Source organism: Caulobacter sp. 05T431 (assembly GCF_056665975.1).
Genome location: NZ_JBFTKU010000013.1, coordinates 109,311 through 129,703 on the forward strand (window position 1 = coordinate 109,311; position 20,393 = coordinate 129,703).

Here is a 20,393-nt window from a genome sequence, read left to right on the forward strand (position 1 = left end):
TCAGAACCGCGCGGTCAGCGACGCCGTGATCCACCGCCGGCGCGGATCGCCGTACGGGCTGAAGCCCAGGTTTTCCGAAGAGGCCAGGATCGGTGGGCTTCGGTCGAAAAGGTTCTGCACCGACAGGCGAGCCTCCAGGGCGCGCAGCGGATCCAGGCCGAACGACGTGGTGAACCGCTTGCGCAGGCTCAGGTCCACATAGACCTGGGCGGGTATGCGCTCAGCGCCCTGGTCGCGGATCATCGCCGGGTTGCCGACCGAGGCGGGGTCCGCGGCGGCCACGCTGTAGCTGGCGTAGTATTGGGCGTTGAGATCGACGGTCAGCGAGCCGCGCGCCCATTCCACGCCGCCGTTGCCGCGCCATTCGAGCGGCCCGTCCACATAGCCGACCTTGTCGATCATGGGCGCGCCGGGCGCTCCGCCCGTGACGAAGGTCGGCTCCCAGGTGAGGGCGCCGTAGACGCGGAAGTCGCCGATGTCTTGCGGCGGCAGCCGCCAGTCGACCTGGAGGTCCACCGCCTCGACCTCCGTACGGCCGGCGTTGATCAGGGTCATGTCCAGCGCTGTCACGCGACCGACGGCGAAGCCGGCCGCCTTGTCCGCGTCCGTGACCGGGGCGCGGATGACCCGCTCGGGGTATCGCGCCTCCGCCGCCAGCAGTTCGGCCGCGCCCAGCTGGAAGCGCGCCGGCTCATGCGAGAMCGTGGTCCGGGAATAGTCGAGGGAAACACGAGGGCCGTCGCGTCCCTCGGGATTGAGGACGGCGCCGACCGAGAAGCTGGTCGCCTCCGACGAGCCGACACGGGTCGAGCCGCCCTGGAGGATCTTCCACGATCCCTCGCTTCCGAGCGGCCGGCCAGGCCTGCGCGGGTCCTGCACCGCCTCGGCGCCGGGCAGCCTGAAGCCGCTGATGCCCGCGAAGTTCGCCAGCGTCGGCGGTCGCTCGCCGGTCGCCAGGCTTGCCCGCAGCATGAGCCGCGGGGTCGGCAGGAGGCGTGCGCCGGCCGTGAACATCGTGGCGTTGTGGCGGACCGAAAAGCGACCCTCGCTGACGCCCAGCGAGAGGATCTGCAGATCGCCCTCGTGGATCAGGCGGTCGTGCCGCACAGCCAGCTGCGCTTCGAGACCGCGCAACAGAAGATTGTCGGCGTCGGCCGCGCCCAGCGGCGCCCGAAGCTCGAAATAGCCGGACCGAACGTGCTGGGTCCGGGCGGGCAGATCGATCGATTGACCGTAGAGTTCGGTCCTGGAGGTGGCGACGCGATCTTCGCGATCCTCGGCGAGCAGCGTGGCCGTGAGCGGGCCGGCGGGGAGCCTCAGCAGCGGCCCGGACAACCGCACCGAGGCGTCGAGCAGGCGGCCATCGAGATGGAGCCCCTCTTCCCTGGGGACGGCATAGGCCGGAAGCGCCGCGACCAGGGCGGTCCAGTTCCCGAAGGGCGCCAGGGGCGGTTCGCCGTTGGGACCCGGCTGGCCGGTGCCGACCGCCATCAGGATGCCGGCGTTCGCGCGCTGGGCCGTGCGACGGTACAGGGTCCGTCCGACCGTATAGTCGGCCGCCGCCTTCCAGCCGTGGGAAAGCTGGACGATCGTCCCCGCGCTCCAGCGACTGGTCTCGATCGCGTAGGCGGTCTCGTCGCGCATCACGCTCATGGGGAAGCTGAGGGCGATGGCCTGGGCGAAGGGGTTGCCGGGCGCATCGGCGGACAGCAGGAACGTGCTGTCGAATTCGGTGCCGGCCCATCGGCCGGTGTTCCTCAGATAGAAGCCATCGAGGAAGACCTCGGCCCTCGACCCCAGTCGACGGCGGACGTTGAGCAGGCCGGACGTGATGTGTCCCGCCGTCGAGATGTAGCCGCGCTTGCCCGAGAGGTCGTCGGCGAGGTCCGCCGGGATCTTGCCGGCGTTGGCCATGAACAGCGCATCGGCGTCGGCGGTCGTGCCGCTGAATCCCAGAGGCAGAAAGGTGTAGGTCGCGCCCAGCGCCGCGCCGCCACGGTTCGGGTCGAGGGTCAGGTTCCCTTCGAGGCTGGCGACCGAGACGCCGTTTCGAATGGGGAGGTTGACGGCGTAGGCTTCGGGATTGTTGGTGAAGCGAAGACGGCCGGCGCTGTCCACGAAGTTCCTGCGTCCCGTCTGCAGCGGGTCCGCCTCGCCGTGGGAGACGAACAGCATGACGTCGGTGTCGCCGTGGTCCGGCGTGAAGCCGAACCGGCCTTCCACGCGGAATTGCCGGGAGTCGCCGCGGTCGCTTCCGCCCGCCTGGGCCGTCAGTTCCGCGCCCCGATAGTCCCGCCGCAGCACGACGTTGACGACGCCCCCGACGGCGCCCGGACCGTAGATGCCGCCCGCCGTGGTGGTGAGCACCTCGATCCGCTCGACGGCGCCTGGCGGGATGCCGTTGATGTCGGCCTGGTTGAAGTCGCCGCCCGACGACGGCACGAAGGGCATGCGGCGGCCGTCCACCAGGACCAGGGTCGAGGTCTCGCCGAACCCCCGAAGGTCGATCGCCGAACGGGTCTCGCCGCCCCCCAGGGCCAGGGGGCCCGCCTGGGTGTTGGCCGGTTCGCGGACGCGCAGGAACTCGTCGATCGTGGCGCGGGCCGCCGTGTCGATCTCGTCCTGACCGAAGACCTTGTACGGCTGGATGTCGTTCTCGGTTCGGCGGATGTCGGCGTTCTGGGTGCGACGCCCGACCACCAGCAGCTCGGCCACCGCGCCGTCGTCGCCGCCCTGGGGCCTTTCGACGGGCCGGGGCGGCGGAAGCGCGAAGAGCACGATGACGCCGCCCGGCGTCTTCCGATAGCCGACGCCGCTGCCCGCCAACAGTTGCGAGAGCGCCGCCTCGCCCGACAGTCGCCCCCGGACGGGGCGCGCCGTCAGTCCCCGCACCAGGTTGCGGTCGTAGAGCAGTTCGATCCCCGTCTGCCGCGCCAGATCGGAAAGCGCCGTCGCCATGTCCTTGGCGCGGATGTCCAAGGCCGTCGCTGGCGCGGCCGACGCCGCCGACGCCGTCGCCGMGCCGGCCGCGAGACAGGACGCCAACAGCAACGGTAGGGCGAGCTTTCGCAAAGAGGGGTCCCCGAGACGCAGTGGGACCTCGCTACCAGAGACTTCACGCGTTGTCGTCCCAGCGGGCCTGGCGATCGCTGGCGCCGCGCTCCCGACGGACAGAAACGGACGCCGCGGGGCAATCAGCGAAGCGCAAGCGATCACCCGCGCTCACAACAACTCACACCCGCTTCGCGCGGGACGCGCTAGCTTCGTGTTCACGCAATCGAGGATCTCGGCCATGCCCACAGCGACCTCCGTGGAAAATCATCCTGACCGTCGTCGGCTTCTCGGCGGGGCGACCCTGGCGGTCGTCTTCGCCGCCCTGGAGAGCCAGGCGCGCGCCGCGACCCCGGCCCCGACGCCGCCCGCCTTCGACGCCATCAAGCAGATCGACGCCGGCGTCCTGAACATCGGCTATGTCGAGATGGGGCCCAAGGACGGTCCGGCGGTCCTGCTGCTGCACGGCTGGCCCTACGACATCCACGCCTTCGCCGAGGTCGCCCCGCGCCTGGCGGCCGCCGGACACCGGGTGATCGTCCCGCACCTGCGCGGCCACGGGACCACCCGTTTCCGTTCGGCCGACACGCCGCGCAACGGCCAGCAGGCCGCCCTGGCCATGGACGGGATCGCCCTGCTCGACGCCCTGGCGATCAAGCAGGCCATTGTCGCCGGCTTCGACTGGGGCGCGCGGACCGCCGACATCATGGCCGCCCTCTGGCCCGAGCGCTGCAAGGCCCTGGTCTCGGTCAGCGGCTATCTGATCGGCAGCCAGAAGGCCAATGCAGCCCCCCTGCCCCCCGCGGCGGAACTCCAATGGTGGTACCAGTTCTACTTCGCCACCGAGCGCGGCCGCGCCGGCTACGCCGCCAACACCGAGGCGTTCAACCGGCTGATCTGGACCTTGGCCTCGCCGAAGTGGACGTTCGACGACGCCACCTTCGCCCGCACGGCCAAGTCGTTCGTCAATCCCGACCACGTCGACATCGTCATCCACAACTACCGCTGGCGGCTGGGCCTGGCTCAGGGCGAGGCCAAGTACGACGACCTGGAGGCCAAGCTGGCCGCCGGCCCGCCGATCACCGTCCCGACCATCACGATGGAAGGCGACGCCAACGGCGCCCCACACCCGCCGCCCGCCGCCTATGCGGGCAAGTTCAAGGGACCCTACGCCCACCGCCTGATCACCGGCGGGATCGGCCACAACCTGCCGCAGGAGGCGCCCGCCGCCTTCGCCCAGGCCGTGCTCGACGTCGCCAGGCTGTAGGGGCGACCGATGAAGTCGCCCCTCCTGGTCTTCCTCGCCGCCGGCGCCGCCGTCACGGTCGCCGGTCTCTGCTGGGCCGACGCCTCGGCCTGGGCGTGGACCAAGCCGGCCGCCGAGGCCTCGCCGATCTATGGCGTGCGGATCCCGTCCGGCTATCGCGACTGGCCCCTGGTCGCCCCCGCCCAGGAGGCCGCGCCGCTGAACGAACTGCGCGCCACTGTCGGCAACGGCGAGGCGCTGAAGGCCTACCGGACCGGCAAGACGCGGCCGTTCCCCGACGGGACCGTACTGGTCAAGCTGGCCTGGAAGCACACGGCCTCGCCGGACTTCCCGCCCGCCTCGGTCCCCGGCGCGGCGACCACCGTCCAGGTGATGGTCAAGGACTCCAGGCGCTACGCCGCGACAGGCGGCTGGGGTTTCGGCCGCTTCATCGACGGCAAGCCGGTGGACCAGGCACAGCACGAGACCTGCTTTGCCTGTCACGCCGCCCGCGTGAAGGACCGCGACTACGTCTTCACCCGCTACGCGCCCTAGGCGCGCCGGACCTCCCCCTTCCCCAAGCTCCACGGAGTTTCCAGTGAACAACCCGTTTCTCCCGGCCACCCGCCGCGCGGTGGTCGGCGGCCTCGCCGTGGCCGGCGCGGCGGCGCTCACGCCTGGTTTGGCCAAGGCCGCCTCGCCCGCCGTGCGTCCCTTCAAGGTCGCCATTCCGCAGGCCGACATCGTCGCCATGAAGCGCCGCATCGCCGCAACGCGTTGGGCCGACGCCGAGCCTGTGTCAGACGACACCCAGGGCGTCCGCCGGCGAACCCTGGAACCGCTGATGGCCTACTGGTCCGGCGCCTACGACTGGCGCAAGGTCGAGGCCCGGCTGAACGCCCTGCCGATGTTCGTCACCGAGATCGACGGGCTGGACATCCAGTTCATCCACGTCCGCTCGCGCCACGACAACGCCATGCCGATGATCCTGACCCACGGCTGGCCGGGCTCGATCCTGGAGTTCCTGAAGGTCATCGATCCGCTGACCAACCCTACCGCCCACGGCGGCGAGGCGAAGGACGCTTTCCACCTGGTGATCCCGTCCATCCCGGGCTTCGGCTTCTCGGCCAAGCCGACCGTCCCCGGCTGGGGCTCGGACCACATCGGCCGCGCCTGGTCGCAGCTGATGCTGCGCCTGGGCTATCAGCGCTACGTCTCGCAGGGCGGCGACTGCGGCTCGGTGATCTCCCAGCGGATGGCGCTGCAGAAGGTGCGGGGCCTGGTCGGCATCCACCTGAACATGCCCGCCGTGGTGCCGGCCGAGATCGCCCACATCCTGGCCGCCGGCGATCCCGCGCCCGCCACGCTGTCGGCCAAGGAGCGCGCGGCCTTCGACCAGCTGGAGGCCTTCTATCGCGACAATTCGGCCTACGCCGCGATGATGAACACCCGTCCCCAGACCATCGGCTATTCGCTGGTCGACTCGCCCGTCGGCATGGCCGCCTGGATGTACGAGAAGATCTCGCAGTGGACCTACAGCGGCGGCGACCCGCTGAAGGTGCTGACCCGCGACGAGATCCTCGACGACTTCTCGCTGTACTGGCTGACGGCGACCGGCGCCTCGGCGGCGCGGATCTACTGGGAAGACCACTCCAACAACTTCAACGCCCGCGGCGTGATCGACCTGCCCGTGGCCGTCACCGTCTTCCCCGGCGAGATCTTCCGCGCGCCCAGGACCTGGGCCCAGCGCGCCTACACCGACCTCTTCTACTTCAGCGAGGCTTCCAACGGCGGTCACTTCGCCGCCTGGGAGCAGCCCCAGGTCTTTGCCGAAGAGGTCCGCGCCGCCTTCCGTCCCCTCCGCTGATCCCCTTTCCAGAGAACGAGATTCCCATGACCCAGACCCTCTACACCGCCAAGGTCCACGTCACCGGCGGCCGCGACGGCGCCGCGCGCAGCGACGACGGCCGGCTGGACATCAAGCTGTCGACGCCCGGCGGTGCCGGCGCCGGGACCAATCCCGAGCAGCTGCTGGCGGCCGGGTGGTCGGCCTGCTTCCAGGGCGCCATGGCCATCGCCGCCCGCCAGCAGGGCGTGACCCTGAACGGCGTGGCCATCGACGCCGAGATCGACCTGAACACCGACGGAACCGGCTATTTCCTGGCCGCCCGCCTGAACATCTCGACACCGGGCCTGGACGCCGAGGTCGCGCAACGGCTGGTCGAGGCGGCCCACCGGACCTGCCCCTACTCCAAGGCCCTGGAAGGCAACATCGATGTCGCGTTCAACCTCGTCTGATCGCCCGACCCGGCGACGGTGGCTGCAGGGCGCGGCGGTGGGGTTGATCCCGTTGTCGCTGGGCGGCGTACTGGCCCTGCCGCCGGTGCGCGGCGCCCTGGCCCGCGCGTTCGACAACGGCCCGGCGCTGGTGGCCCTGAACCTGTCGGGGCCCTGGCTGAACGGTCCGCCGCTCGACGCCGGCGGCCTGGACGGCCGGGTGGTGGTGGTCTGCTTCTGGACCTATTCCTGCATCAACAGCCTGCGGGTCCTGCCCTATCTGCGGGCCTGGCAGCAGCGTTACGGCGCGCGGGGCCTGACAGTGATCGGCGTCCACACGCCAGAATTCGCCTTCGAGACCGAGCTTCCCAACATCCGCCAGGCGCTGAAGGACCTGGACGTGACCTTCCCGGTCGTCGTCGACAGCGAGCGGCGGATCTGGCGGGCGTTCGACAACAACGCCTGGCCGGCCTTCTATGTGATCGGCCCCGACGGCCGCCTGCGCGGTCATGTCGACGGCGAGGGCCGCTACGACCAGATCGAGCGCCTGATCCAGAAGCTGCTGTCCCAGCGCCCCAGCCCGGGCGCGCCCGAGGCCCTGTCGGACGTGGACGGCGTCGGCCCGCAGGCGGCGCCCGACTTCCGCGACCTGGAATCGGGCGAGACCTATGTCGGCTACGCCCAGGCCGCCGACTTCGTCTATCCCGGCGGCCTGAGGCGCGACGTCGAGCAGCGCTACCACCCGCCGCGCGATCTGCCGCTGAACCGCTGGAGCCTGTCGGGCGATTGGCAGGCCGGCGAGGAGTTCGCCACCAGCGTCGCGCCCGCGGCCGCCATCGCCCATCGCTTCCACGCCCGCGACCTGCACATGGTGCTGGCCCCGGCCATGGCCAGCCGGCCCGTCCGCATCCAGGTGCGGCTGGACGGCCAGGCGCCGGGCCAGGACCACGGCTGGGACGTCGGCGCCGACGGCATGGGCCTGGTCGACCGGCCGCGCATGTACCAGCTGGTCCGCCAGGCCCGGCCGGTCGCCGACCGCACCTTCGAGCTCCAGGCCCTCGACCCGGGCCTTCGCGCCTACGTCTTCACCTTCGGCTAGCCGCTGTTTTCTTCAAGACCCAGACGGCCCCAGGGCCATCCTGGCCGCCCCGCACACCACCCCATGGAGATCCTCCGATGACCAAGAAGACCCTCGCCCTGGCCTTGGCCTTCAGCCTGACCGGCCTGGCCGCCGCCCAGGCCCAGACCCCGGCCAAGCCGACCGTCGTGCTGGTGCACGGCGCCTTCGCCGACAGCAGCAGCTGGAACGGCGTGGTCGCCGACCTGACCCGCGACGGCTATCACGTGGTGGCCGCCGCCAACCCGTTGCGCGGGGTGGCCAGCGACGCCGCCGCCGTCCGCACGGTGATCAATTCCATCCCCGGCCCGGTCATCCTGGTCGGCCACTCGTACGGCGGCACCGTGATCTCGGCCGCCGCCGACGGCGCGTCCAACGTCAAGGCGCTGGTCTATGTCGCCGCCTTCGCGCCGGAGGTCGGCGAGAGCATCTTCGACCTGACCGGCAAGTTCCCGGGCAGCACCCTGCCGCCCACCCTGGACAAGCCCGTCGACCTGCCCGGCGGCGCCCACGACCTCTACATCCAGCAGGACAAGTTCCCCGCCCAGTTCGCGGCCGACGTGCCGCTGGCCCAGGCGCGGCTGATGGCCGTGGCCCAGCGCCCGCTGACCGACGCGGCCGGCGCCGAGAAGTCCGTCGCGACCGCCTGGAAGACCCTGCCGTCCTGGTGGGTCTACGGCGAAGCCGACCGCAACATCCCGCCCGCCGCCATGAAGTGGATGGCCGAGCGCGCCCACGCCAAGCAGGTCGTCGCCATCCCCGGCGCCTCGCACGTGGTGATGATCTCGCACCCCCACGAGGTCTCCAAGCTGATCGAAGCCGCCGCGGCGAACTGAGCCCCCTCCCCCGCGCGCCGGGCCGCGCCGGAACCACCGACGTCCTGAAGGAGAAGACATGTCTCAGAGATGGCTCATCACCGGTTCCTCGCGCGGCCTGGGCCGGGCCCTGGCCGAGGCCGCCCTGGCCGCCGGCTGTCGCGTCGTCGCCACCGCTCGCGATCCCCGCGCCCTGGCGGACCTCGTCGACCGGTATGGCGACGCCGTGCGCTCGGCCGCGCTCGATGTCACCGATCCGCAAGCCGCGGCACGCGCCGTGGCCTTGGCGGTCGAGGCCTTCGGCGGCCTGGACGTGGTGGCCAACAACGCCGGCTACGGCGACATCGGCTCGGTGGAGGACACCGCGCTGGAGGACTTCCGCAAGCAGATCGACGCCAACCTGTTCGGCGCGATCATCGTCACCAAGGCCGCCATCCCCGTGATGCGCGAGCAGCGTTCGGGACACGTCATCCAGCTCTCCTCGGTGGGCGGACGCCTGGGCGCGCCGGGCCGCGCGGCCTATTCGGCCGCCAAGTGGGCGGTCGAGGGCTTCTCCGAGGTGCTGGCCCAGGAGATGGCTCTGGTCGGGGTCAAGGTCACCATCGTCGAGCCCGGCGGCTTCCGCACCGACTTCGCCGGCGCCTCCACGACCTTGAACGCCGGCCGTCCGGAGTACGACGCCGTGGTCGGCGCGGCCGCGCGGCGGCAGGCCCAGTACGACGGCAAGCAGCCGGGCGATCCCAAGCGCGCCGCCCAGGTCCTCCTGGCGGTCGCCGCCATGGACGAGCCGCCCTTGCGGCTGCCGCTGGGCAGCGACGCCGTCGCCGCGATCAGCGCCGCCGACCAGCGCCGCCTGGCCGAGCTGGAGCGCTGGGGCCCGCTCAGCGCCTCGACCGACTTCGACGACCCCGGCCTGGCGCCGTGAACCGGGCTCCGCGATGGACGGCCTGGACCGAATTGCTCCATGATGCCGCCCGCATGCGCGCGGGATGGGACGACACCTCTGGCAAGGACGGCGAGACGGACCTGGCCGCCCGTTCGCGCGCGCTCAGGGGCGCGCTGACCCGCTATTTCCAGCGCCGCCTGCCGGACGCCAACGAGGTCGACGACCTGGTGCAGGAGGTGTTCCTGCGCATCGTCCGGCGCGGCGAAAGCCAGGACCTGGACCGGTTCGAGGGCTATGTCTTCGCGACCGCCGCCAGCGTCCTGAAGGATCGGCTCCGACGCCGCCGCGTGCGCATGAGCGCCGCCCACGTGTCGTTCGAGCCCGACCTGCATAGCCAGGCCGACTTCTCGCCCGAACAGACCGTCCTGGCCCGCGAGGCTCTGCGGTCGACCACCCGCGCGATCATGGCCCTGCCTGAACGGACGCGGACGATCTTCGTCCTGCGCCGCCTGGAAGGCCTGAGCCATCCCGAAATCGCCCGCCGCCTGGGACTGTCGCTGAGCGCGGTCGAAAAGCACATGCAGCGGGCCGCCAAGCATCTTCTCTCGCTAGGAGAGGAACCATGACGTCCAGCCGCCCGACGCCCCGCTCCGGAACGACGCCGCGCGACGCCGCCGCCTTCTGGTTGGCGCGCCACGACGCCGATCCCGCGGCCGCCGCCGATCCGGCCTTCCTGGCCTGGCTGGCCGCGTCCGAGGACCATGCCGCGGCCTGGGCCCGCGCCCAGGCCCTGTGGACCCGCGCGGCCGACGACCTGCGCGACGATCCCCTGGCCGAGGCCCTGCGCGCCAGCGCCCTCGCCGCCCGTCCTCCGGCCTGGCCCAAGGCCCTGGCCGCCGCCTGCGTCGCCGTGGCGGTGATGCTGGGCGCGGGCGTCGGCTGGCGCTACTGGGCGGAGCGCGGGCCATCCACGCCGCAGGTCGCGTCCTCTGCGCCGGCGACCCAGCTGGCCACCCTGGTGGGCGAGCGGCGCGCCGTCACCCTGGCCGACGGCACCAAGCTGGACATGGACAGCGCCACCCGCGTCGATGTCGCCTTCGACGATAAGGCCCGCCGCCTGCGGGTGGTGAGCGGCCAGGTCTATATCCAGGTGGCGCGCGACACGGCGCGCCCCTTCGCGGTCGACGCACGCGACCAGACCATCGTCGATCGCGGCACCGCGTTCGGCGTGCGCGTCATGCCCGGCATGATGTCGGTGACCCTGGCGCAGGGCAGCGTCGCGGTCGGCGCGCACGGCGGCCCGCCTGAACACGCGCTGAAGCCGGGTGAGCGCCTGATGCTGCGCGACGGCCGCCCCGCCCAGTTGCAGACGGTGGACGTGAACGCGGTCCTGGCCTGGCGCGACGGCTTCGTCGAGTTCTCCGACACCCCGCTGTCCGACGCGGTCGCCGAGATGAACCGCCACGGCGGGCGCAAGATGGTGATCACCGATCCTAGCGTCGGGGCGCTGAAGGTCAGCGGCCGGTTCAAGCTGGGCGAGCCCGAGCGGTTTCTGCGCACCGTGTCGATGCTGCTGCCAGTCCGCGCGGTCCGGGTGGGCGAGACGCTGGAGATCCGCGCGGCCCCGTAGCCGTCAGAACCGTCGCGTCAGGCTGATCTCGAAGGCCCGGCCGTCGGCGTCGCCGTAGGGGCTGTAGCCCATGGCTGCGGTGAAGGCGAAGGGCGGGGTCGCGTCGGCCAGGTTGCGCACGGTCAGCTGGACCTCGGTCTTGTCGCCGACCGACCAGGTCGCGAAGGCGTCCAGATAGACTTGCGACGGGATCCGCCCGCCCTTCAGCCGCGCCAGGTACTGGGTGATGTAGAGGGGCTGGAGGCCGGAATCGGCCACCGCGTAGCTGGCGTAGTACTGGGCGTTGAGGCCCAGGGTCAGGACGTCGCCCGACCATTGCCCACCGGCGAAGGCCCGGACGCGCAGGGGGCCGTCGCTGTAGCCGGCGGTCTCGGTCCAGGGGCCGTCGAGATGAACCTGGCGACGATAGCTGGGCTGCCAGACGCCGCGCAGATAGGCGCTGGCCTCGCCGCCCGCGAGCCGGCGGCGGTACTCGCCGCTGACGTCCACCGTCTCGACGATCGAGCGGCCGACATTCATCATGGTGGCGTCCAGGTAGGTGACGGCGCCGACCGTGTAGCCCCTGGCCCGATCGGCGTCGGTCAGGGGCGCGCGCACCACGCGGGACGGATACAGGTCCTCGTGCGCCAGGATGTAGCCGATGGGATCGGCGTCGACGTCGGTGATCTCGCGCGTCTTCTCGGTGCGCTGGTAGTCGATCGACAGCCGCGCCCCGTCCAGCCATCGCGGCTTGATCACCACGCCCACGCTGAAGGTTCGCGCCAGTTCCGGGTCGAGGTCGGGCGAGCCCGCCTGGACCAGTTGCATCGGCGCGGTCACGGCCAGTACCTGGTCGCCGCGCTTGGGGTCCAGCTTGGGATAGCCGGTCCCGTTCAACGACAGGACCGTCGGCTGGACCTGGTCCGAGCGCGGCGGCAGGTGGCCTTCGCTGTAGCTGGCGCGCAGCATGAGACCGTCGGTCACGAAGGTCTTCACGCCCAGCATCTTAGCCACGACCAGGTTCTCGGTGGCCACCTGGCTCAAGGTGGCGATCCCGCCCGAATTGAGAGTCAGGTCCGAGCGGGGCGCGGTCATCCGGTAGTCGTCGGCGCGCAGGGCTGCCTGCAGTTCCAGGTCCTTGAAGGGCCCCCAGGCGTCGCTGGCGGTCAGCGGAGCGCGCCATTCGGCGGCGGCCGACCGCGTCTTCAGGCTCAGCCGGTTGCCCTGGACGGTCTTCGGCAGGCCGGTGTTGCGATCATAGCTGAAGCTCTGCCCGCCCGGCGCCCGCTCACGCGCGGCCTCGGCCGACAGAGTCATGGTCAGGGGACCGCCCGGCAGGCGCCACAGCGGCCCCGAGGCGCGCAGGTTGAGGTCCTCCAGCGTGTCGCTGAGCTTCAGCAGCGAGCCGCCCGCCAGCTGATAGGCGCGGTAGGTCGCCAAGAACACGGTCTCGGGGTCGAACGGCGACAGGTCCGGTCCGACGGCGCCCGAGCCGATCGCGGTCGACGTTCCGGCATAGCCGGTGGCCCCCCGAGCGTCGTTGGCGACCCGCACCTGCGACCGGCTCCAGCCGGCGTCCGCCTCGACCATCCAGCCGCGCGGCAGGCGCGCGATGAGCCCCGCGTCGAGCTTCTGGGTGGCGCTGCGGTTGCGGACGATCCCCTCCCACKGGACGGATCGCGACACATAGACCGACTGCTCGAACGGATTGAGCGGCGAGCTCGACGGCATCGTCAGGACCGTGTCGCCGGCCGGAACCGTCGCGCGGCCGCGATTGTCGAGGAACAGGTAGTCGAAGAAACCCTCGAAGATCCCGGCCTCCTGGCGCCCGCTGACCACCAGCGACCGCCGGTAGGTCTCGGTCATCAGGCTCTGCTTCTCGCCGAAGGCGTCGTCGGGAAGGTCCAGGTCCAGCCGGCCCGCGTTGGCGACGGCCTCGGCGGCGGTGAAACCGGCGGTCGAGAAGGTGGTGAAGGTCGACCCCAGCGCCTGGCCGCCATAGGCCGGCTTCAGGGTGAGCAGTCCGCCGCTGCTGACCACGTTGACGCCCAATCCCACCGGCACATAGGCCTTGGGCACCCCGCCCTTGATGAAGTCCGCGCCGTTCGAGGTCAGGGCCCGCTCGCCGAACGGCCGCTCGCCCACGTCCAGCCCCTGGTCCCGGCCCAGGGCGATCCGCACCGACAGCCCGCCCCGGCCGTCGCTGGAGGTCCGGCCGATCGCCGCGTCCAGACGGGAGGCCAGCCCCCCGCCGTGCTCGGTGAAGCCCTGGGCCAGCTTCACCTCGGCGCCCTGGTAGTCGCGCTTAAGGATGATGTTGACCACGCCCCCGGTCGCCCCGGGGCCATAGAGGGCGCCGGCCGCCGCGGTCAGCACCTCGATGCGCTCGACCGCGGCCAGCGGGATGCCGTTGACGTCGGCCTGGATGAAGCCGGCGCTGGCGCCCACGGTTTCGGGCGCGCTGGGCAGTCGGCGGCCGTCGACCAGCACCAGGGTCTGGCCGCCGCCCAAGCCCAGCAGGTCGATCCGCGAGCGGGCCGAGGCGGAATTGGCGGCGGGCGACTGGGTCAGCGCGCCGGCCTGGGCGTCGGCCGGCATGGTCCGGCGGATGAAGCCTTCGACGTCCAGGTCGCCCGCGTGGCGGATCGTCTCCTCCAGCGCCACGTCGTAGGGCTGTATGTCGTCGCGGGTGCGGCGGATGCCCGTATTGAGGTTGCGCCGGCCCAGGACCAGGATCTCGGACACCGCCCCGTCGCCCGCGTCCACCGGCGGCCGGGCAGGCGGCGGGCCCGCCATCGGCTTGATCACATAGGCGCCGTCGCTGGTCCGCTGGACGCCGAGGCCCGTGGACGCCAGGGCGGCCGCCAGCGCCTGGTCGACCGTGTACCGTCCCTTCAGCCCCGGCGCGCGGAGCTTGTCGGTCACGGCGCGGTCGAAGGCCAGCTCCGCCGACCCGGCGCGCGCCACCCGCTTCAGCGTGAGGGAAAGCGACTGCGCCGGCATGTCCAGGGCGATGGCGTCGGCGGCGCGGCTCGCGCCCGCCTGGCCCGTCGCCAGAACAAGGGCCAGGACGCCCCACGGGCGGACGCCCACCCCCTGTCGCCGTCGAGGCCGCGCGGCAAGACTGAAGAGCTTCAAGAAAGTTTCCGCCGCGGCGTACGGGATTGGACGAAGGCTGCGTTCCTGGTGCCGATCGCGGAGAGCGAACGAATGCGCCAAGCCACCACCGTCACCATCCGCGCCTCGCGCTCGCCAACCGACGCGCAGGCTTATGCCACGCCCACGCTCGGCCGCAAGCGCGGCTCGCGCGCCATGGCGGCTCGACGCTTCCCGACACCGGACCATCGCTCGTGAATAGGGCGGCCGGCGCCTTGCGGGCGGACGTCCGCCCTTTCCGCGCTCCGACCGGGGACCTTGGTCCGGAGCTGGATCAGCTGTGCTTCGATCAGTTCGCCGTCGATCCCGCCAAGCGGTTGCTGACCCGGGACGGCGCGCCCGTCGAGATCGGCGGCCGCACGTTCGATCTGCTGCTGGCGCTGGTCGAACAACGCGGCCGCGTGGTGCCCAAGCGGGAGCTGCTCCAACGGGTCTGGCCGGACGCCGTCGTCGAGGACTCCGCGCTTCGCTTCCATATGACCAGGCTCCGCCGGATCCTCGACGACGGCCGCGAAGGCGTTCGCCTGATCACCACCCAGGTGAGCGTCGGCTACGCCTTCGTCGGCGCCGTCGCGCGACGGCGGCCAGCGCCCTCGCCCGCCCGCCTCACCGCGCAGCCGAGTGTAAGGGTCCCGTCGCGGCTGGACCGGGTGATCGGCCGCGATGACGACCTGGAGGCGCTGATCGAACGGGCGGCCGCCGTCCGTCTGCTGACCATCGTCGGCCCGGCCGGCGTCGGCAAGACCAGCCTGGCGATCGAGATCGCCCACGCCTTGCAACCCCGCTTCGCCGATGGTGTCGACTTCGTCGACCTGGCCTCGGTCGAGGAGTCCGAGCGGCTCCCGGCCGCGATCGCCGAGGCCGTATGCCTGGGGACCGACGCCCATCGATCGACCGAAGCTCTGCTTCGTCGCCTGCGCGGTCGCGAACAACTGCTGGTCCTCGACAACTGCGAGCACCTCGTCCACGCGGTCGCCGGTTTCGTGGAACAGGTCGCTTCGGCGGCGCCGGGCGTCCATGTCGTGGCCACCAGCCGGCAGGCGCTTCGAACGCGCAACGAGCAGGTCCACCGGCTGGCGCCGTATGACATCACGGCCGACCTCTCGACGGTCGGGCGCGACGACCTGCTGGACCGTCCCGCCGTCGCGCTGTTCCTGCATCACCTCACGGCCGCCGGAGGCGCGGTCGTTGAGGAGTTGGAGACCCTCCGGACCATCGCCCGGATCTGCGCCCGCCTGGACGGCGTCGCCCTGGCGATCGAACTGGCGGCGGTGCGCGCCGCCACGCACGGGGTCGAGGCCACCGCCAGGCTGCTCGGCGGCGAGCTCTGCCTGCTCTGGCCTGGACGGCGGACGGCTTCACCCCGACAGCGTACGCTGAAGGCGACGCTCGATTGGAGCTACGCCCTGCTCTCGGAGACCGAACGTCGGGTCTTCGAACGGCTCTCCAGGCTCCCCGCCCCGTTCTCCCTCGAGACGGCGCTCGGAACCGTCACCGACGAGACGCTCGAAATCGAAGACGCCGTGGCCGCCCTGGATGGGCTCGTCGAGAAATCCCTGATCCGTCCCCGTGACGGCGAATATCACTGGGCCGAGTTCATCCAGGTCTATGCGCGCGAGCGGCTGAGCAAGCGCCCGCCCGTTGAAGGGCGGAGCGTTCAGAGCCCCATGTTTCGTATGGTGTTGTGTCCGGAGCGGTCCGTGGCGGTTCAGCGGGGATAGCTGCGTTCGGCAAGAGGTCGGACCTCATAGTCGACGCGGAAGTGGCAGGCCTCGCCGTAGATCGTCACGGCCTGCAGACAGCCGGCCGCCAGCGACGCCGGCGAGGGCTTTTCGCCCTGTTCGATCCAGGCGCTCATCGCCCGCAGCAACGCGGCGTATTCCGGCGTCGCCAGCTTGCTGTGCTCGTGTTCGTCGGTGAACGACTGGACCAACAGATCGCCCGCGCCCGCCTTGACGACGGTGTCGTGGAACACCTGCTCCAGCTCGACGAAGGCGGTAGGATCGTCGATGGCGTGCATCGTCAGGGTCGGGACCGTCAGCTTGCCGCCGAGATCGGCGTCGAAGGCCAGGCGGCGCACGCCTTCCGGATCGGCCGCGAACCGCGTCACGCCCTTGTTGAGCGCGGCGTCGTCGTCGGAGCCCCGGTAGACGACGCCGACATTGCTGAACGGGTTGTGGCCGTCCAGGCGCTTGTTGACCATGTCGGCGAAGGTGAAGGTCGCCCAGCCGAGGTGGCTGTCCAGCGTCCGCTCGGGAATACGGGTCACCGCCAGGATGTTGTCGAGATTGCGCTGCTGGACCGCCGTGCGCTGGTCCTTCAGCAGATTGACGCCCGTGCAAGCCTCCAGGCGCTCGTCCAGCTGCTTGTTGGTCAGGGTCGAGCCGACCGGCTGGCCCTGCCAGAGCGGATAGGCCGGCTCGTCGGGCCGGGGATGGTTCTGGCAGTAGTACTGGTAGACGGCCCTCAGGTCGGCCCGGAAGTCGTAGGACCGTGTCCCGCCACCCAGGACCCCGCTGGTCAGGATGACGCCGTCATAGACCGGCTTGCCGTCCGCCCCCTGCCCGTACAGTTCGGCCGTCTTGGCCGCGACGTTGCCGCCCCAGGACTGGCCGTGCAGGATCGTGCGCTTCGGGCGGCCGAACTGCGTCCAGAAGATCCGGCGCAGGGTGTCGCTGTCCTCGGCCGCGCTGCGCACGCCGTAGCCGGCGCGGCGGTAGTTCGAGCCGGCCCAGGCGAAGCCTTCCTTCACGGTCACCGAGAACCGCTCGAGGTCCTCCAGAGCGTCGTCGGGCTTGGGCGCCTTCAGTCGCGGCCCGCCGTGGGTGTGGACCACCAGCGAACCGTTCCAGGCTTTCGGGATGGCGATCCAGTAATAGGCGCCGTTGGCGTCCTGGCCGGCGAAGCACCGCGTCTCGGCCGGCAGGAAGTCGGGGCAGTCCTTGGTCGCCTGGGTTCCGGCCTGGGCCTGAATCTGGGCCGGAGGCTGGACCTGGGCGTGCGCGCAGCCGCCCGTCGCCATCAGCCCCAGGGTCGCGAGACCCATCCAAACTCGGCGAAGCGGCGAACCCATTGGCGGCGTCTCTCGAAAGCGGATCGAAACAAGAAGGCGGCCCCGGCGCCCAGGGGGGAGGAAGCGCCGGGGCCCGTCGACGTCAGAACGACTTACTGACGTTGACGTACCAGTAGCGGGCATAGGGGTTGTAGAGCGACCCGATATAGCCGCTCGACGACAGGGGCGGATCCTTGTCGAAGATGTTGCGGGCGCCCACCCGCAGGCGGGTGTCGTCCAGCGGGCTCTTCTTGTCCTCGATCCGGTACTGGACATAGAGGTTGGCCGTGGTCTGCGACTTGACGGTCCAGGGCGTGCCGTCGGTGGCCAGGAGTTCGGTGTCGAGCACCGAGCCCGTGTAGATCACCGAGCCGCCGATCTGGACCGGCCCCTTGCGCCAGGTGATCGTGCCCGTGCCCTTCCATTCCGGCTTGCCATTCTTGCGCAGCAGGTCGCCCGGATCGGTCAGCGGCGTGGCCGGATTGATCGTGCCGGCGGCGCGGGCGTCGAACAGCGCCTGGATCGGCGGGGCCGGCACCTGCGAGAACTTGTCCATGTAGGTCGCGTCGATATTGACCGTGAAGCGGCCGAAGTCCTCGGTGCGCAGCGCCCAGTTCACGCCAATGTCGACGCCGCTGACCGTCTGCGGCTGCAGGTTCTTGAACTGGTCGCGGATCTCGGTGATCTGGCCGACGGGCGCCAGGCCGGTGCCGGCGAAGAACGCCACGTCGTCGGCGTTGGGCGCGGCGCGGATCACGTTGGGATTGGTCGTGCCCGTCAGGCGCGCCAGATAGTCCTGGATGGCGATGTTGGTCGAACCCAAGGTGCCGACGATGCCGTCCTGCTCGATCTGCCAGCGGTCGACGGTGATCGTGAAATCGCCGAACTGCTCGGGGATGAACCGAGGCTGCAGGACCAGGCCGACCGAGTAGCTTTCGCTCTCCTCGGCCTTCAGGTCCGGATTGCCGGCGGTGGTGAAGCGGATGCCGACGCCGCGGCTGCAGGCGCTGAAGGTCTGGATGCGGCCGGCGCGCAGGTCGGCCTCGCAGCGGTAGTAGTCGGTGACGGTGTTGGTCCGCGAATAGCTGAAGGGGTTGGTGGTCTCCAGGTTGGGGGCCCGGAAGCCCTGCTGCCAGGAGCCGCGCACCCGCACGCCGTCGACCAGGTCCCAGGCGAAGGCGATCTTGGGTTTGGCCACCGATCCGAAGTCGCTGTAGTTCTCGAAGCGGCCGGCCAGCTGCACGTCGATGGCGCGCACGAGGGGCACGTTCATCTCCGGCGAGACCAGCGGCAGGGCGAACTCGACGAAGGCCGAGCCGACGTCGCGCGAGCCCTTGGTGCTGGGTGTGTCGTTGACGCCGGTGACATTGCTGTTGCTGGTCGCGCCGGTCACCGGGTCGGTGAACGGCGTGCGGCCGTCCAGCATCGGGTCGCGTCGGTCCTGCTGGGTCTCGTGCCGGAACTCGACGCCGGCGGCGACGCCGACCGGGCCGGACCAGATGGTCAGCAGGTCGGGCTTGGAGACCTTGAAGTCGGCCAGGGTCAGGGTGGTGGTCGAGTGGCGCTTCAGGCGGAAGCGGATCGCGTCGGTCGCCGCCTTGGAGCTGGGCGTGMAATCGCGGCCGCCCTCACCGTCCAGGCACCCTCCATTGAAGGGGTTGTAGGCGTCGGGGGTCGACAGGGCCAGCTGGGCGGCCAGCTTGGCGCTGTCGATGCCGTCGGACYCGTCCTTGGCGTCGGCCTTCGAATAAAGCAGCGCCGAGTCCCAGTCCCAGCCGAACTTCTCGCCCTTCAGGCCCGCCAGGAAGCGGGTCTGATAGTTCTCGACCTCGACCTTGTTCGGACCCAGGTCGTTGAAGCGGTAGTTGGTGAAGGTCACCGCGCGGCCGGCGGCCGGCACGTTGGTCAGGTTGGGCAGGCGATTGGGATTGACCGTGCCGTTGGCGAACACCGCCATGCCGAACGGGTTGTAGTAGTTGCTGGCCGGCACGCCGATCGCCACCAGGCTGGTGCCCTGGGTCGTCAGCCCCTCGGACTCGGCGTGATAGAGGCCGATTTCGCCATAGGCGGTCAGGGTGTCGGTGATGTCGTAGTGGCCGTTCAGGAAGACGTTCTGGCGGCTGATCTTCGGCGCGATGGTCGTCGCGTCGTTCTGAGGCGCGTTGTAGCGCAGGAAGTTGGCGGTGCTGCCGGTGGCCAGGTTACCGGCGCCCAGGCACAGGCCGTTGCCCAGCTGGGCGGCGCAGCCGGTGATGGTGTTGGGCTGGACGTGGGTGGCCCCCGCCGCCGTGGTCAGGGCCGTCGTGCCCTGGCGGACGATCCCGCCGGCGTTCAGCACGGTGATGTTGGCGAACGAGTTCTGGTTGCCGCGGTTGTCGGGCGTGCTGCTGGCGGCGTAGTCGGGATAGCCGGCGAACAGCGGCCGCAGGTCCTGGGTCGCGGTGTAGGGCCGGTCGCTGGGCCGCTGGGCGGTGCGCTCGGTGAAGTTGGCGTTGATCGAGACGTTGCCGCGCCCGTCGGCGAAGGTGCGGCCGGCGAAGACGTTGCTGGTGTATTCCTTGCGGTGCGTGCCCTCGGCCCAGCCGTACTGGGCGTCCATGGTCAGGCCGTCGAAGTCGGTCTGCAGCACGGTGTTGACCACGCCCGCCACCGCGTCGGCGCCGTACACGGCAGCCGCGCCGTCGCGCAGGATCTCCAGGCGCTCCAGGTTCGCGGTCGGGATGGCGTTGGCGTTGTAGCCCAGCAGCGGCACGGTGCCCGACGACTGGCTGGTCGGGTGGTTGACCAGGCGGCGGCCGTTCAGCAGCACCAGGGTGTTGCCCACGCCCAGGCTCCGCAGGTTGATCGAATTGACGTCGCCGCGCGTGGAGTTGCTGGTTTGCGGGTTGTTGCTGGGGTTGATGAACACGTCGCCCATCTGCGGGATCGAGCGGAACAGGTCATCGCCCGACACCGCGCCGGTGGCGGCGATCTGGCTGTTGTCCATCACCGTGACCGGCAGGGCGGCCGTGGTCTTGGCGCCCTTGATCTGGCTGCCGACCACGATGATCTCCTCGACCTTCGTGGCGGCGTCGGCGGGCGGAGCCTGCTGGGCGTGGGCGGCGCCGGCCAGCAGCAGGCCGGCGAAAGCGGTCCCGCAGATGAGCCTTTGGCGGATATTGGCGGTGGTCATGAGAGCTCCCCG

Annotated in this window: 15 protein-coding genes; 11 read left to right on the forward strand and 4 right to left on the reverse strand. The window is 70.8% G+C overall.

All coding sequences use genetic code 11. The features are described 5' to 3' along the window. Positions 1-2,979 (reverse strand): TonB-dependent receptor, encoded by a 2,979-nt coding sequence (locus tag AC1U89_RS13685; protein WP_479900240.1) that lies wholly within the window; start codon positions 2,977-2,979, stop codon positions 1-3. Positions 2,980-3,292: 313 nt separating this feature from the next. Here AC1U89_RS13685 and AC1U89_RS13690 point away from each other — a divergent pair, with 313 nt between their 5' ends. The 9 genes from AC1U89_RS13690 to AC1U89_RS13730 all read left to right on the forward strand — a co-directional run bounded on the left by AC1U89_RS13690 (position 3,293) and on the right by AC1U89_RS13730 (position 11,022). Continuing rightward, entirely contained in the window at positions 3,293-4,318 is a 1,026-nt protein-coding gene (locus AC1U89_RS13690) for an alpha/beta fold hydrolase (RefSeq protein ID WP_479900241.1), read from the forward strand. 9 nt (positions 4,319-4,327) lie between these two features. After that, positions 4,328-4,852 (forward strand): cytochrome P460 family protein, encoded by a 525-nt coding sequence (locus AC1U89_RS13695; protein ID WP_479900242.1) that lies wholly within the window; start codon positions 4,328-4,330, stop codon positions 4,850-4,852. Positions 4,853-4,895: 43 nt separating this feature from the next. Then, positions 4,896-6,164 (forward strand): epoxide hydrolase family protein, encoded by a 1,269-nt coding sequence (locus AC1U89_RS13700; protein ID WP_479900243.1) that lies wholly within the window; start codon positions 4,896-4,898, stop codon positions 6,162-6,164. 26 nt (positions 6,165-6,190) lie between these two features. After that, complete coding sequence (locus tag AC1U89_RS13705) at positions 6,191-6,595, forward strand: organic hydroperoxide resistance protein (RefSeq protein ID WP_479900244.1); 405 nt, start codon at positions 6,191-6,193, stop codon at positions 6,593-6,595. Next, on the forward strand, positions 6,573-7,673 hold the full coding sequence (locus AC1U89_RS13710; protein WP_479900245.1) for a redoxin domain-containing protein: 1,101 nt from the start codon (positions 6,573-6,575) through the stop codon (positions 7,671-7,673). The genes AC1U89_RS13705 and AC1U89_RS13710 overlap by 23 nt, the downstream gene beginning before the upstream one ends. Positions 7,674-7,750: 77 nt before the next feature. Beyond that, entirely contained in the window at positions 7,751-8,527 is a 777-nt protein-coding gene (locus AC1U89_RS13715) for an alpha/beta fold hydrolase (RefSeq protein ID WP_479900246.1), read from the forward strand. 58 nt (positions 8,528-8,585) lie between these two features. Next, positions 8,586-9,431, forward strand: a complete 846-nt coding sequence (locus tag AC1U89_RS13720; RefSeq protein ID WP_479900247.1) for an oxidoreductase — start codon at positions 8,586-8,588, stop codon at positions 9,429-9,431. Between the two features lie 53 nt (positions 9,432-9,484). After that, complete coding sequence (locus AC1U89_RS13725; protein WP_479900248.1) at positions 9,485-10,018, forward strand: RNA polymerase sigma factor; 534 nt, start codon at positions 9,485-9,487, stop codon at positions 10,016-10,018. Beyond that, entirely contained in the window at positions 10,015-11,022 is a 1,008-nt protein-coding gene (locus AC1U89_RS13730) for a FecR family protein (RefSeq protein WP_479900249.1), read from the forward strand. The genes AC1U89_RS13725 and AC1U89_RS13730 overlap by 4 nt, the downstream gene beginning before the upstream one ends. 3 nt (positions 11,023-11,025) lie before the next feature. Here AC1U89_RS13730 and AC1U89_RS13735 read toward each other — a convergent pair whose 3' ends face one another. Continuing rightward, positions 11,026-14,094 (reverse strand): TonB-dependent receptor, encoded by a 3,069-nt coding sequence (locus AC1U89_RS13735; RefSeq protein ID WP_479900250.1) that lies wholly within the window; start codon positions 14,092-14,094, stop codon positions 11,026-11,028. Between the two features lie 117 nt (positions 14,095-14,211). Between AC1U89_RS13735 and AC1U89_RS13740 the strand changes: the two genes are divergently transcribed. Together AC1U89_RS13740 and AC1U89_RS13745 are read left to right on the forward strand one after the other, a co-directional pair. Then, positions 14,212-14,355, forward strand: a complete 144-nt coding sequence (locus tag AC1U89_RS13740) for a hypothetical protein (protein ID WP_479900251.1) — start codon at positions 14,212-14,214, stop codon at positions 14,353-14,355. A 17-nt stretch (positions 14,356-14,372) separates the two neighbouring features. Continuing rightward, the gene (locus tag AC1U89_RS13745; protein ID WP_479900252.1) at positions 14,373-15,878 is read left to right on the forward strand and encodes an ATP-binding protein; all 1,506 of its coding nucleotides are present in this window, start codon (positions 14,373-14,375) and stop codon (positions 15,876-15,878) included. Here the strand turns inward: AC1U89_RS13745 and AC1U89_RS13750 are convergent. Further along, the gene (locus AC1U89_RS13750; protein WP_479900253.1) at positions 15,866-17,203 is read right to left on the reverse strand and encodes a hypothetical protein; all 1,338 of its coding nucleotides are present in this window, start codon (positions 17,201-17,203) and stop codon (positions 15,866-15,868) included. The genes AC1U89_RS13745 and AC1U89_RS13750 overlap by 13 nt on opposite strands. A gap of 109 nt (positions 17,204-17,312) precedes the next feature. Continuing rightward, positions 17,313-20,381, reverse strand: a complete 3,069-nt coding sequence (locus AC1U89_RS13755; RefSeq protein WP_479900254.1) for a TonB-dependent receptor domain-containing protein — start codon at positions 20,379-20,381, stop codon at positions 17,313-17,315. Between the last annotated feature and the right edge of the window lie 12 nt (positions 20,382-20,393).